Origin of the sequence: Echinicola strongylocentroti (assembly GCF_003260975.1) — a bacterium.
GTDB classification, from domain to species: domain Bacteria; phylum Bacteroidota; class Bacteroidia; order Cytophagales; family Cyclobacteriaceae; genus Echinicola; species Echinicola strongylocentroti.
This window is the reverse complement of record NZ_CP030041.1, coordinates 847,643-861,281: the sequence shown is the minus strand read 5'-3', so window position 1 is coordinate 861,281 and position 13,639 is coordinate 847,643. Positions and strand designations below refer to the sequence as shown.

The following is a 13,639-nucleotide window of genomic DNA, read 5'->3' as shown; positions in this document are numbered from 1 at the left end:
CTAGTTATTGGAAGTTTGAGAGGAATAAAAGGCGCCGAGCGCTATCAGGACTTCTCTCAGTTGTTTTTTGAAGCGTAATCCCTCACTACGCATGAGTTTTTTTACCTGTTTTTTTGGAATCCCCATGGCTTCCTCGATGTCCTTTTTACGTTTGATGCGATGATAGCCTTGGGGTGTCTTTACGAAGAAATCTTCATGGATTTCAAATTCAAAAGACTTGTTTGATGAGATAGGGTCTTTTTTGATCTCTTCTTCTTTATAATGTTTTGATAAGATGGTGATCCCGTCATCCCAAAGCACTTCATAGTATCCGTTGTAGTGCCAAGGGTACCCTGGGTTTTCCTTGACCTGGATAAATTTCCTGTCACCTTTGAGCTGAAAGGCCTGTACCTTCCGGTGATCCAAAATAAGCTGCTGGTAGTGCCGTGGATGATAGGTGATCAGCTGATCCCTGACCACGTCAAAATTAAGCAGGACTTGGTCAAATCGCTCGCCATTGATGGTGACTTGCCCCGCCCCAAATTCCGAAGAAACCAAAAAGGGTGTTCCATCGACATAAAATAAACTTCCCACTTCATACTGTCCTCCGGTGGATGTTTCCTGTGGATGGGGGATTTTACTTTTGTAGGCTTGGAGCAGCAATGGATTTTCAGTAGGCACATCTTGAGCATGGCCTGAAAAACAAATAAAAAGAAAAAACAATGCCGTAGTTCCTAGGTAAAAATAGTTGATCATATGGCAAATTAGATAATTCGCTTCTTAAAATGAAAAAGAGTTTGGTAATTGTTTTAATTCAGTGATAAGTGGTTGGTAGCAGGTGTTTGATAATCAGTATTTGGTGATAATCTTTCGGTAATAAGTAATTAGTGAATGTTAACCATTGAAATTGAAATAGGTTTATAAATGACTGTTTCTTAAGTAGTTGTGTATTTTTCCGTATAGGCGGATAGAAAAAATCACTACAGTGGAAGTGACCGATGCTCCGACAGCTATGCTGCGGAACCATTAGTATTGAGTTTTTAACTCAAAAGCACCTGTTCGGTGATTTGATGGGGAGTTTGGCACGGAGTATCACCAAACTTTTACCATAGCTCAAGGGCCTCATGCCGTAGGCCTGAAAGCTTGGTAACAGCCATTTAGCTGTTCGGGATTTGGAATCCCGAACCGGAATAATAGGGATTTATAATCCCCCTAGGCCATTTGTGAAGAGCACAAACATCAATAAGGATATAGATTTTCAGCAGCTTACGTGCGTTAGCCTGACGGCTATGGTCTATCCTCCAGATAGAGTCGAGGTCCAACGTCTAGCCTTCGACTCCGCTCAGGCTGACATCTCTTTACTAATAGTTTAAAAGCGATTTCCCTGGATTAGGTAATGCATATTAGCATTCTTTGCCCGTGCCCAATACCTACGGCATTGGATGCTGGTTAAACCCGGATTATGCATTAGGAATCGTAGTGAGAGCTGAAATTGCAAGAAAATCAGTTAGTTTGGAGGCATTAGCGTAGCACCGCTACGGTTATGCCGAAAACTAAAGTGAAACGGCTGATTTTGAAGCAGTTTAAGGTCGCAACAGATAGGCTAATGCATAAAATAGCCGTGATGGTTTGTAGTGAGCAAGAGGAGCTACTAAACTAGCGGATAAGACGGGCTGAAATGCAAAGAACCCGGCATTGCCGGGCTCCTTTGGACTTGTCGAATTTATTAACCTTTATTTATCCACTGAAAGTCCATTTTTGGCCAAGGTATCTTCGTTGTTTGACAGATTGGTCCAATCAACGGTTAGTTTAGGGTCAATTCCGTTGATGTATTTTTCGATATTGGTATAGCCATCCCCATTGAGATCGTCATGGGCATCGGAGGGGTCATTAGGGTCTAAGCCATATTTATTTTCCCACTCGTCGGGCATACCGTCTTTGTCCGTGTCCTGGTAGGGGCTGCCATTGTACTCAGGATAGCCACCTACTTGACTGATATCGGTGATAATTCCCTTCTTATAGGCATCGTTCGGAAGCCTTCTGTGCTCAAACTGATAAAAGGATTCAGGATCAAGGCCTTCCACATATTCAGGCTTACCGGTTTTGACGGTTCTGATGATTCGTTGGTCTACTGGGTCTCGCTTAGGAAATGTAGCGCCGACATTTTCCATGACATATTCCACGGCCTTTTCTGTAGGCATAATAGTCAGGTGAGGCATAGGAAAAGGCTTGTCTGATTTCATTCTAGAGAAGTAATGCGTTGCTTCCTGATAGGTCATTAGTTGGCCATCTTTTCCTTCCATCTGTACGCCACCATTCCAGTTGTCGGCAGTGACTTTTTCATTGCCTTCCACAATATTACCTTCCACATAAGCCCTTCCGAAAACCACGGAGTCCAAGTCACTCCTGCCAGCTTCTGGCTTGAGAATTCGGTAGCTTATTGTTTTGCTGAGGTCTGTCACAGGCCCTGGTTTGTAATAGTTGTTGATGATGTTGTATTTGGCCTTGTAGTCTCCACCGTCAGTGGTTCTATGGGACCAGTTGAAGACTATGTTATTGACGAAATTGAAGATGCCATTCCAGCCAATGGAAGGATTCCTGCCGGCATTGCTGGCCCATAGGTTTCTCATAAAAGAGCAGTTTTCGCCACCCAAGGTGCTGCCAAGGGAGTGGTTATAGGTGTCGAGGTCTTCGGAGAAGATGCTGTTTTGGATCGTGATGTTGACAGTGGGAAGTTTTTCTGTTTTGTAGCCTCCTCCGGGATCGTACATGTGACGATAGATGGACATGTTTTCATCCAGTCCCCAGCTGGCAGAAACGTGGTCGATCATGATGTTTCCGACGGGATTGCCGCCGATGGCATCGTCCCTTCTGCCCACGAAGGTTTCACCTCTGCGAAACCTCATGTGCCTGATCACCACATCATGGGTGTCCACCCAGACCGTTTCACCCGCCACACAAACCCCGTCGCCGGGTGCAGTTTGGCCGGCGATGGTCACATAGGGTGCCCTGATGATCAAGGGTGTTTCCAGTTTGATGATACCCGCCACATTAAACACGATGATCCTGGCACCACCGGTTTCACAAGCCTCCCGGAGGGTGCCGGGGCCATGGTCTTCCAAGCTAGTGACGGTGATGACTTGGCCTCCTCGGCCACCAAAACTGTACATTCCACCTCCTTCAGCCCCAGGGAATGCTGGGATGGTTGCTTGTGGTAGGTCTGTGGGGCGTGCTGCCCATGGAATATAAGGCTTACCTTGCATTTCTTCACGATAAACGGCTATTCGCGCTTTTTCCCAGGCCTCATCAGAGTGCGCTAATGCGGCAGACTTGATGGAGTCCGCTTTTGCCCTGTCCTTTGAAGAAACGTCCGGATACTGGGCAAGCACTCTCGAAAAAGATACAAGGGTGATCACCAAGCATAAAAAGCTGATTCGGTTCTTTAGCATTGCAATTTGGTTTATTGTTTTCTTTATAATTTGGCAATAGGAAGATGATCTTTTTGCCTGTTTTAGTAATGCTAACTTACTTTAATTAAAAGAAGCCAATAACCAATCGTCTTTCAAAAGGGAAAATCTCGCCTCGAATTGGGATATTTCTGCGTTGGAGCCATTGATCGTTTTATGCTTAAACCCGGAATATGCATTAGCCTATCTATTGCGGTATGAACCTACTTCAAAATCAGTCGCTTCGCTGCTGTTTTCGATTTCACCATAGCGGTGCTATGCCTCAATCTCCAAACAGCCTGATTTTCTTGCAGTTTCAAACCTCATCACGATTCCTAATGCATAAACCGGGTTAAATAAGTTGCCTAATTGAGTCAGAGACTCAATGTTTGCGAGTGCAGGGGCAGAGACCCGGCACAACCGTATTGCCCAATACCAAATACAATCGCCATTTGTCTCAAGTCTCAAGTCTCAAGACCCAAGACTCAAAAAACACTGCCTGTCCAGCAAGGTTACAGGTCCTTCCTCTCACGAGTTTTGACTAGGCCTTCGAAACAGTGAGGACGGGAACTAGAAACAGCCTAATTGAGTCAGAGACTCAATGTTTGCGAGTGCAGGGGCAGAGACCCAGCACAACCGTATTGCCCAATACCCAATACAATCGCCATTTGTCTCAAGTCTCAGGACTCAAGACTCAAGACTCAAGACTCAAGACTCAAAAAACACTGCCTGTCCAGCAAGGTTACAGGTCCTTCCTCTCACGAGTTTTGACTAGGCCTTCGAAACAATGAGGACGGGAACTAGAAACAGCCTAATTGAGTCAGCGACTCAATGTTTGCGAGTGCAGGGGCAGAGACCCGGCACAACCGTGTTGCCCAATACCCAATACAATCGCCATTTGTCTCAAGTCTCAAGTCTCAGGACTCAGGACTCAAGACTCACAAAACGACTACCTGTCCAGCCAGGCTTTGAAGTCAGGGGTCTTTTCGCTGCTGATGATGATTTCGGCGTCCAGCGGAGGGGTGAGGTCTAGCTTTACGCGGCCTTTGAAATAGGGGTGGATGGCCGAAACGGAATCGATTTGAAGGATAAGCTGTCTGTTGGCCCTGAAGAACGTTTCGGGATCGAGTACTTGGGTGAGCTCGTCCAGGGATTGGTCAAGCGGGTAACGGTCACCTTCGTTGGTCACGAGGAGGTTAAGCTTTCTGTCAGTGTAGATGTAGGCGATGTCCTCGGTTTTGATGGATCGGATTTTGGTCCCTGCTTTTACCAAAAAGCGTGACTTGTAGGAGAGGTCCTTCTGCTGGAGGGCCTGAAGAAGTTCGTCTACATTGATTATCGAAGAAGAAGGTGGGGCTGTTGGTGAGGTGATCTTTTTTAGTTTCTCCAAGCTTTTTTCCAGTTTTTCAAAAGAAAATGGTTTTAGGAGGTAATCGATACTGTGGACCTGAAAGGCCTTGATGGCGTACTGATCATAAGCAGTGGTAAAGATCACTGGGCTGCTGACTTCCACTTGTTGGAAAATCTCGAAGCAGACACCATCATCTATCTGGATGTCCATCATGATCAAGTCAGGAGCAGGGTGCTGCTGAAGCCATTTGACGGTTTCTTCCACTGCAGTGAGGTTGTCCAGGATTTGGATAGAGCTGTCGTATTTTTTGAGCATGTTGCTCAGCTTTTCGGCAGCCAAGATTTCGTCTTCTACGATCAGTACCTTCATAATGGTCTTTTTTTCCTTGTCAGTTGTGCTGTATGTCTTTCCTTTTAGAATCGACCACCAATAGTGGCAGTTTAACGGTAAACTTATCTGTGGTCTGCTCGATGACCATTTCTTCATCGGAGAAATAGGCGAGTCTTTTCATGATGTTGTCCAAGCCGGTTTTGGGCAATGAGGAGTATTGCTGGTTTTTGGGTTGGTAGGTGTTTTGGACCACGATGTACCGTGCATCTTCCATAAATATCAAAATGGTCAAGGGCTTTGATACCGTGGCGATATTGTGTTTGATGGCGTTTTCCAACAGCATTTGCACCGCCAAGGTGGGGATGTGGAAAATGGTGCTGGAAGGGGGGTAATCGATGGTGATTTTCAACTGCCTGTTGAGCCGTTTTTGAAAAAGATAGATGTAGGAGTGGATAAATTCGATCTCCGTATCCAGTTCTACCAGTTCTTCATCCCGATGTTGGAGGACATAGCGATACACTTCAGCAAATTTGTTCAAAAAACGGTGCGCATCTTCTGTGTCGATGTCGATCAAAGAAGACAGCACATTTAGGTTGTTGAAGAGGAAGTGCGGATCCACGTGTACTTTTAAGGATTCTAAGCGGCTTTTGAGGTTTTCGGCCTGTAGCTGTTCGGATCGGAGTGCAGCCTTTTTCCAACGCTGCATAAAATAAACGCCAAAATTGATGGACATTACTGGGATGTAAAACAACAAACCATAGATGTTCAAAAGGAGCATTTGCTCCGCATCAGGAGGTAATCCGATAAAAAGTGTTTTGAGGAGATAATAGCAAAGGTTGATACAGGCCAAGGAATAGAGGCCGCTGATCAAAAACTGGATCAAAAAGCGACGTAGCGGTAGTCGCCCCCAAGGATGCCATTTTTCCAACAATTGATGGACTTGGATATTTCCCCAAACCAAGAGTCCCAGTACAGCAATGATCCATAACAGGGCAGCGGCATAATTATTCTCACCAACAGTAAAGAGTACCAATACGGGTATGGTAGTGGCGGCGGCGATCAAAATTAGCCATTTTTTTTGGTTGAAATACTCCTTGATATCCATTCAGGTTGAAGAAGGTTTTAGCGCTATATGGTGCAATTTAAGTCTTTGCATCGGAAAAGTACCAAATGTTCATTTAGTGTTCAAAGGTTATACTTTGCAGTTTTTGCCAAGGGATATAGGTGAATTGACCATTTGGAGCCTTTATCATCGTCCCCCAGTTGGTTTGATCCACGTCACTCCTTTCTCCGAGGATGATTTTTTCTCCATCCATTAAGATGACGGCTGTGTGGGTTTCACTGACAGGGTATAGGGTCTTAATGAGGCTGAAAGGGATTTGGCGTAAACCACCACCTTGGGCCCATCCGTCCAGTGTTTCGATATTCCAGTGTTCGTCGAGATCATAGTAAATAGAACCGGAAATGTGCCGATCATCTTTGAGAACGACGGTGCCCTGAAGGGCAGAGGGAGCCCCAAAGTCGTTGTAGCCGAACCCTGCTATCTCGGAATAGGGCGTAAACTCAGCCGTTTTAAAGTCCCCCCATTGCAGGGCTATCTGTCCCCAATGGGGGTTGCGTACTTGAATGCCTGCATTCTCATTGGTCACATTGGTCAATTCGTGGAGGTATATTTCCTTGTTGGATTGAAGCTGGATGAGGGAACCCTTGTTTTTGGGGCGAATGGATTTCACTTCATAAAAGTGGTAGCGCGCCCTACGGTCATCGATGGTCGTACCGTCCAAATACTGGTCAGACAGGTGCTCCTCCAAGTCCCACTTGATCAGACCTTGATAGGCATAGCCCATTCGAGTAGTAATGTGCCCATAGAGAGGCAGACTTTTGAAATTGGCCAGGTCAGTGGGCGTATTGCTGAAACGAATGCGTTCTATGGCCTTCCATGGGAGCTTTTTTTTCTCTCCGTCGCTGAGTTGCACGGTAATGGTTTCACCCAATTGCCGGGCATATTCTTTGTCTCCATTTATAAAAATACGGATGTTTTCATGGTTTTTGAGTACTATGGTGGCGTCACTGTCACCAGTGACCATAATTTCCAGCAAGTTGCCAAACTGAGTTCGGAAAGTAAGTTTACGAGAGGGGTACTGGTTTTTCCATAAAGCCATAAAGCCCCATTCTGTCTTTTTCTTGCCTTCACTAAGGTGTATGATGTCGTCTTTGGCAAGATGGTCGAGGATGTTATTGTCCTTTTTTTCTGCTACCAAGAGATCTACCCATAGACTTTGGCCAGCACTCCAAGTGATTTTTCCTTCCAGTTTCGTTTCATCCCGGAGTTCTACTTCCCCATAGATAAAAGCTTCCTGTTGCGCCGAAAGCTGGGCACTGAGGAATAAAGAAGCGATACATAGTAAAAAAGACCGAATATGGATCAAGTGGATGTACATTTTGGATTAACGAATGTATGAAATAAGGAAAAAAATATCACTACGGCCAATTCGGAATCTGCTAAAAGGGACAAGGGCTTGCTGAACCGGGATGTCGGTAGGTTGAAATAAACCATCAAATAAACATTAGCCTATCCGTTGCGACCTGAAGCTGCTTGTTTAGAGCTTTCAGTCATTCGGGATACTCGTTAGGACAGGCTATAGCGATTCCTAAGGCATAAATCGGATTGAAGGATGAATAATGTTGCCTTCTGGAGAATCATTCGGGCACTTTATTTCCCGATTCAGTAGATAAATATCCATCTTGGTAGAAATTCATCCATTTAAGGGAAAAAAGGAGAGTACTTTCATGCTATCCAAAAAGCTAGTGGACGCCCATTATTGCCTGAATCAGGCGGTGTCCAACACCACAAATAACCAATAGCATGATGATGAAGCTTACGATTACATCTTTACCACGGTACTTTTATAAATTGATCTGCTTGGCCGTTTTAGGGCTTACCGCTACTCTTGGCCATGCCCAGTCTCCAACATTAAAAGTTGATTTTGATTTTGGAGGAAGGAAGCTAGGGGAGGTAAACGAGCCAGGCTATACCTCTTGGGTCGTAGAAGAAGGAAGTAAAGCGGAAGCTACCTTTTCCAATGTGGCCTTTACCGTCAGCGGTGATGGGCTACATTCCAGTTGGTACAAGGCAGGAATCCAAGCCCCGTTTTATGCTCGTTTGAGCAATGACGGCGTGGTGGCCAATGAGGAAATAACCTTGACCATTGAGGGGCTTCCGGCCGGTAAGCATTCCTTGATGAATTTTTACAATACCTTTGACAACCCAGAAAACAATACATTTTCCCCTATTGATATTTATGTCAATGATGAATTGCAGATTGATGACTTGATGCCCAGTAATAGGGCCGAAAGCAGAGCGGTGACTGAGACAGGGTATTTGATATTTGAGGTAGCAGCAGGCGAAGCGGTGACCATCAGGATGGTGAACGATCCCAAAAATGAATCCAATGCAGCGGCATTGGTCTGGAATGGATTTGAGCTGAATAGGCCTGATATTAAAAAACAAGCAAAAAGCCCTTTGCCCGAGGACGGTGATGAGCACGTGGAAGCGGACAGCGGCGTGACCCTGAAATGGGAGCCTGCCAAAACAGGCGTAAAACACCAAGTGTATTTTGGTACTTCAAAAGCAGCCGTAGCGGAGGCCACTTCCCAAGATGACGCCTACCGAGGAGAACTTACGGCCAACCACTATCAGGTCAATGACCTCTACAGTATGGACACCTACTACTGGAGGGTGGACGAAGTAGATCAAAATGGGGAGATTACCAAAGGAAATGTGTGGTATTTCCGTCCTGCCCAGCTGGCTTTTCGAGGAGCGGAGGGCTATGGTCGTTACGCACGGGGCGGCAGAGGTGGCAAAGTAGTCACCGTGACCAATCTCAACGACAGTGGTCCGGGGAGTTTGAGAGAAGCGGTGACCAATGATATAGGGCCAAGGACCATTGTTTTTGCAGTGGGAGGGACCATTGAGCTAAAGTCCAGATTGGTTTCTAACCAGCGGTATGTGACCATAGCGGGGCAGACCGCCCCCGGGAAAGGCATCATGATCGAAAGGGCTCCTGTGGGCATAACCGGGGATGATGGGGTGGCCCGTTTTCTTCGGGTAGGCATCGGTGCTGGCCGTACCTTTGACGGAATGGGACTTACAGGTGCCAACTACAGCATTATTGATCATTGCTCTATCCGGTGGACGATTGATGAATCCTTTAGCTCAAGGGGTGCGCATCACATTACCTTACAGAAAACCTTGATCGCCGAGGCGCTCAACGTGGCAGATCACAGCAAGTACGAACAAGGAAAAATGCACGGATATGCCGCCACGATCGGTGGTGATATCGGAAGCTTCCACCACAATTTGTTGGCCCATAACTACGGTAGAAACTGGAGCATGGGCAGTGGACTGGATGGCAATGCTTATTATAAAGGCAAACTGGACATCAGGAACAACGTGGTCTACAATTGGGGTGGGAGAACCACTGATGGAGGATCCCACGAGGTGAATTTTGTCAATAATTATTATAAACCAGGACCGGGTACAGAACATTTTATCGCCTTGACCATCGACCATGAAGGCGTAGGACTGGGGACACAGCGGGGCTATTTCTCCGGGAATGTGATGCCGGGCTATTTTGACGAAGACAATCAGGAAGAAGGGAGAAGGGAGCGCTACCATAATGGAGATTATAAAAAGTACGAAGGGTTCGTGGACGAGCCGTTTTTTCCTGCCCATATCACTACACAGCCTGCCCGGGAAGCTTACAAAATAGTACTATCAGATGTCGGAGCCAACCAGCCCGTACTGGATGATCATGACCAAAGGATCATCCAAGAAACCTTGGACAGTACCTATACTTATAAAGGCAGCTTAAGTGGCATCCCCGGCATGCCGGATACAGAGCAGGATGTAGGGGGCTGGGAAGATTATCCCGAGGTAAAGCGTCCCGAAAACTGGGATACTGATCAAGATGGCTTGCCTGATTGGTGGGAGGAAGCCAAGGGACTGAACCCGAACAGTAAGCCTGATGACTTTTCCGACGCCAACAAGGATGAAGATCGTGATGGGTTCACACAGCTAGATGAGTATTTGGACTGGATGTCCAGACCGCATTATTTTATAGAGAAAGGCGATGCGCTGAACCTGGACCTCAAACCATTGTTCAAGGGATTTGAGGATGGGCTCCGCTTTTCACTGGAAGGCCAATCCACCGGCAAATCTTTCTCCGTTCAGAAGGATCACTTGACATTTACTGCTGAGGAAGCTGGACTGGCTGCCGTAAAAGTCAAGGTAGAAGATATGGAAGACCACACCATGACAAGATGGGTAAACGTCTTCGTTAAAGATCATTAATTCGTTATTTGGGTTTTTGTTAATTGATGCCAGTTCTTTCCCTGTGGGCAAGGATTGCATGAAAAGAAGGTTGGAGTGGTTACGCTTCAGCCTTCTTTCACTTTTGATAAAAAGTAATCGGTTTACCCATCAGTTAATACACATGTTCGTTTTGGTACGTTGTTCATTGAGGAGCTTATGGACTGCTGTGTGCAGTGACCTAAAAGTAAAGGGTTTATCGATGATTGCTGTTTTGGAAATACATTGACAGCTTTCCTTTGTGCAGCCATGCTGGATCCCTGGCGACAGGAATATGATGGGGCAGTTGAACTTTTGGCACAGGTTGTTTATCCTGTCCACATAAGCTTTGTCAACTTCATCGTCGATCCCGATAATAAACAGGGAAGGCTTGGTATTGGGCAAATCAAATCCATCCGATATCGATGAAATGGCGACAGGGTGAAAGTTGCCGTATTTCAGCATCTCACATATATTGTCGGCCAAGTCGATGTCTTTTTCTACAATTATAATTTTTGCCATAAATAAAGCAGAAGGTGATTGGATGCAAAACTGCAATTTCAATGCCTGATTTGTTCTTCCCTGTTGGTTGGTGTGAACAGGAAAGCTTCCTTTTAAGCAGCCGACCACCTTTTCATGTTGATTAAAGTATTAGGGGTGATTTTCAAATTTAAGTAATTGTACTTAATTTTTTTGTAAATGAACGAATATTGTAGACGTTTTTAAAATATTTTGGTGGAAAAATCGAAAAATTAAGAGGCCGATTGTTGTGTTTTTTATTGCTATGTGTTTGGCCTAAGCTTTTTGAAGTATACCAAAGTTAAGTTATTTTTATTAGGTAACTTTTGGACGTGGCTAACGGTCAGCTTTAGACAAAACGTGCTCCTCACCATTACTTTCAACCATTGATACCTGCATTTACTATGAAAATCACAGCCTTTAGTGCCCACAAATACGAACATAAATATTTGGAAGAAGCCATTCCTGAGCATGAGCTAAAGCTTTTTGAGATGAGGTTGACTGTCGATTCGGTAGATTTGGCATCTGGCAGTGACGTCGTAGCCATTTTTGTGACCGATGATGGGTCCCGCCCTGTTTTGGAAAGGCTGAAAAAAATGGGGATTCAGTTACTGGCGCTTAGATCGGCTGGTTTTAACCATGTGGACTTACAAGCAGCCCAAGAGCTAGGCATCAAAGTGGCCCGTGTACCGGAGTATTCTCCAGCAGCCATTGCCGAACATACGGTGGCCCTGATGCTTGCCCTCAATAGAAAACTGGTCAAAGCCCATAATAGGGTCAGGGATTTGAATTTTTCCCTGGATGGCCTGGTCGGATTTGATATGGACGGAAAGACCGTCGGTGTGGCCGGGACTGGCAAAATAGGAAGTAAGGTGGCCAAGATCCTTTCTGGTTTTGGGTGTCGGCTTTTGGCCTATGATCCTTATGAAAATGAGGACTTAAAAAAAGCCGTCGATATCACCTATGTGGATTTCAAGACCCTCTGTGCTCAATCAGACATCATCACGCTGCACCTTCCCCTGTCCAAAGACTCCCAGTACATGATCAATAAGGACAGCCTTCAGGAAATGAAACATGGTACCATGTTGGTCAATACCAGCAGGGGGGCACTCGTCAATACCAGGGAGGTTAACGAAGCCTTGAAGAGCGGACAGATAGGAAGCTTTGGGATGGATGTTTATGAAGAAGAGGAAGCGTTGTTTTTTGAGGACCATTCTGAGGATATTTTGCAGGACGACGTGATCGCTCGTTTATTGACTTTCCAAAATGTCATGATCACCAGCCACCAAGCTTTTTTGACCAATGAGGCACTCACCAAAATTGCTACAGTCACTGCCTATAATATCAACTGCTGGGAAAAAAAACAGTCCAGTCCCAATGAACTAAAGCCAGGTTGATTGAGGAGCTGAAGGAGGATACCTGCACCTATTGCCTGCTGAGCGGATGGATTATTTTTGGGCTTTTTGTTGCCAATGGGCGTTGATTTGGTTAAATTATACCATGCTAGCCATTACAAGAAAAAAGGAGCAAAATAAGTAGACGGATTATTGCCGTTTTTTCAAGTTTGACCTAATAGTATAGCTTCCTTATCGCCAGCAGATAGGCCAATGCCTATTTTAGGTTTAGAATGCTTAGTGAATACCGGGCAGTTTTGATGAAAACTGACCCGTTTTTGACAAGTGGACATGTTGTGTAGATCATGAGCAGAATAAATCATGGACGCCGGATACAAAGTACATAGCGCAAAACAAACGGATCACCAAAATGGTGATGTGTTCATGGAGTTTTATGCTCTTGGTGAACATTGGAGGTCTGATTTGGCATTTTATCAGGATGAAATTCGTTTTTTAACTGACTTGATGGCCAATTATTTTCATCATTTTCTGGACAGTTTGGATTTGAGTTTTTCCAGAAGAATAGAGAACAGGTTGGCGATGTTGGACCGAAGGGGGGAGGCAATAGCTGATAAAATCAATCGTCAACTCCATGAGATCAGCCAACATCTCTATAACGGGGACCAAGAATGGAGAGAGGTGATGGTCCGTCAAGGAGAGCTGGAAGACTTGGTAGCGCTTTTTGCAAAGGATTTTAGAAAACTCAAAAAACAGGTTTTTTCATTGACAGAAGAGGGGCTGAGAGAATTCCAAAAAGGAACGGATAATGAATAATTTCTTGTTCAAGGGTGTTTCTAGCATGGTTGTTGTTTGAATTTTAGTGATGCGTATCCATTTGGTACATAAGTTTTTAACCTTGGTACGTGATCTTGTATATTTTAATAAAAACTAGTTTTAATTACTAAAAATTGTAAAATTATGGGTGAAGGAAAAGTTTTATTAGGAGTCGTAGCCGGACTTGCAGCCGGAGTTGCATTGGGTATTATGTTTGCTCCTGATGAAGGAGGAAAGACAAGAAAGAAAATGCAAAAACAAGGCGAAGACATGGCACATTCCCTTAACGGAAAAATGGACAAGAAATTCGATGAACTGAAAGGTTCGATTTCTGATCTGAGCAAAAAGGTAAAGGCACAAAAAGATGCCGTACTTCCTAAAGAGTCTTAATTTAAGTAACGACATACCCAATTACTGAAGGTTAACATTCAGTTTAAGGTCCCCGATTTGCAAATCGGGGACTTTTTTATTGCCGCATCTTGTACATTTCTTGGAT

At 45.0% G+C, this 13,639-nt stretch carries 10 protein-coding genes; 4 read left to right on the top strand and 6 right to left on the bottom strand.

The window, feature by feature from the left end; genetic code table 11:
• The 5 genes from DN752_RS03250 to DN752_RS03230 all read right to left on the bottom strand — a co-directional run bounded on the left by DN752_RS03250 (position 1) and on the right by DN752_RS03230 (position 7,547).
• Positions 1–735: a hypothetical protein gene (locus DN752_RS03250; RefSeq protein ID WP_112782651.1), complete on the bottom strand. Its 735-nt coding sequence runs from the start codon at positions 733–735 to the stop codon at positions 1–3.
• A gap of 977 nt (positions 736–1,712) precedes the next feature.
• Positions 1,713–3,428, bottom strand: a complete 1,716-nt coding sequence (locus DN752_RS03245) for a polysaccharide lyase (RefSeq protein WP_112782650.1) — start codon at positions 3,426–3,428, stop codon at positions 1,713–1,715.
• Between the two features lie 946 nt (positions 3,429–4,374).
• Positions 4,375–5,145 (bottom strand): LytR/AlgR family response regulator transcription factor, encoded by a 771-nt coding sequence (locus DN752_RS03240; RefSeq protein ID WP_112782649.1) that lies wholly within the window; start codon positions 5,143–5,145, stop codon positions 4,375–4,377.
• 19 nt (positions 5,146–5,164) lie between these two features.
• Positions 5,165–6,211, bottom strand: coding sequence for a sensor histidine kinase (locus DN752_RS03235; protein WP_112782648.1), 1,047 nt, complete (start codon positions 6,209–6,211; stop codon positions 5,165–5,167).
• A gap of 73 nt (positions 6,212–6,284) precedes the next feature.
• Positions 6,285–7,547, bottom strand: a complete 1,263-nt coding sequence (locus DN752_RS03230; RefSeq protein ID WP_112782647.1) for a hypothetical protein — start codon at positions 7,545–7,547, stop codon at positions 6,285–6,287.
• Positions 7,548–7,972: 425 nt separating this feature from the next.
• Here DN752_RS03230 and DN752_RS03225 point away from each other — a divergent pair, with 425 nt between their 5' ends.
• Complete coding sequence (locus tag DN752_RS03225; RefSeq protein ID WP_245949443.1) at positions 7,973–10,459, top strand: T9SS C-terminal target domain-containing protein; 2,487 nt, start codon at positions 7,973–7,975, stop codon at positions 10,457–10,459.
• A gap of 129 nt (positions 10,460–10,588) precedes the next feature.
• On the opposite strand, the gene DN752_RS03220 is transcribed toward DN752_RS03225, so the two are convergent.
• Positions 10,589–10,978 carry a response regulator gene (locus DN752_RS03220; protein WP_162633086.1) on the bottom strand — a complete coding sequence of 130 codons (390 nt, stop codon included), beginning with the start codon at positions 10,976–10,978 and terminating at the stop codon, positions 10,589–10,591.
• Positions 10,979–11,379: 401 nt separating this feature from the next.
• On the opposite strand from DN752_RS03220, the gene DN752_RS03215 reads away from it, so the two are divergent.
• The 3 genes from DN752_RS03215 to DN752_RS03205 all read left to right on the top strand — a co-directional run bounded on the left by DN752_RS03215 (position 11,380) and on the right by DN752_RS03205 (position 13,533).
• Positions 11,380–12,372 carry a 2-hydroxyacid dehydrogenase gene (locus tag DN752_RS03215; RefSeq protein ID WP_112782645.1) on the top strand — a complete coding sequence of 331 codons (993 nt, stop codon included), beginning with the start codon at positions 11,380–11,382 and terminating at the stop codon, positions 12,370–12,372.
• 318 nt (positions 12,373–12,690) lie between these two features.
• Positions 12,691–13,143 carry a hypothetical protein gene (locus tag DN752_RS03210; protein ID WP_112782644.1) on the top strand — a complete coding sequence of 151 codons (453 nt, stop codon included), beginning with the start codon at positions 12,691–12,693 and terminating at the stop codon, positions 13,141–13,143.
• 144 nt (positions 13,144–13,287) lie between these two features.
• The gene (locus tag DN752_RS03205; RefSeq protein ID WP_112782643.1) at positions 13,288–13,533 is read left to right on the top strand and encodes a YtxH domain-containing protein; all 246 of its coding nucleotides are present in this window, start codon (positions 13,288–13,290) and stop codon (positions 13,531–13,533) included.
• Positions 13,534–13,639 lie beyond the last annotated feature (106 nt).

Excerpts from the sequence above, each read along its gene's own strand:
- DN752_RS03250 (WP_112782651.1), bottom strand. The coding sequence starts at position 735 with ATGATCAACTATTTTTACCTAGGAACTACGGCATTGTTTTTTCTTTTT.
- DN752_RS03245 (WP_112782650.1), bottom strand. The coding sequence starts at position 3,428 with ATGCTAAAGAACCGAATCAGCTTTTTATGCTTGGTGATCACCCTTGTA.
- DN752_RS03240 (WP_112782649.1), bottom strand. The coding sequence starts at position 5,145 with ATGAAGGTACTGATCGTAGAAGACGAAATCTTGGCTGCCGAAAAGCTG.
- DN752_RS03235 (WP_112782648.1), bottom strand. The coding sequence starts at position 6,211 with ATGGATATCAAGGAGTATTTCAACCAAAAAAAATGGCTAATTTTGATC.
- DN752_RS03230 (WP_112782647.1), bottom strand. The coding sequence starts at position 7,547 with ATGTACATCCACTTGATCCATATTCGGTCTTTTTTACTATGTATCGCT.
- DN752_RS03225 (WP_245949443.1), top strand. The coding sequence starts at position 7,973 with ATGATGATGAAGCTTACGATTACATCTTTACCACGGTACTTTTATAAA.
- DN752_RS03220 (WP_162633086.1), bottom strand. The coding sequence starts at position 10,978 with ATGGCAAAAATTATAATTGTAGAAAAAGACATCGACTTGGCCGACAAT.
- DN752_RS03215 (WP_112782645.1), top strand. The coding sequence starts at position 11,380 with ATGAAAATCACAGCCTTTAGTGCCCACAAATACGAACATAAATATTTG.
- DN752_RS03210 (WP_112782644.1), top strand. The coding sequence starts at position 12,691 with ATGGACGCCGGATACAAAGTACATAGCGCAAAACAAACGGATCACCAA.
- DN752_RS03205 (WP_112782643.1), top strand. The coding sequence starts at position 13,288 with ATGGGTGAAGGAAAAGTTTTATTAGGAGTCGTAGCCGGACTTGCAGCC.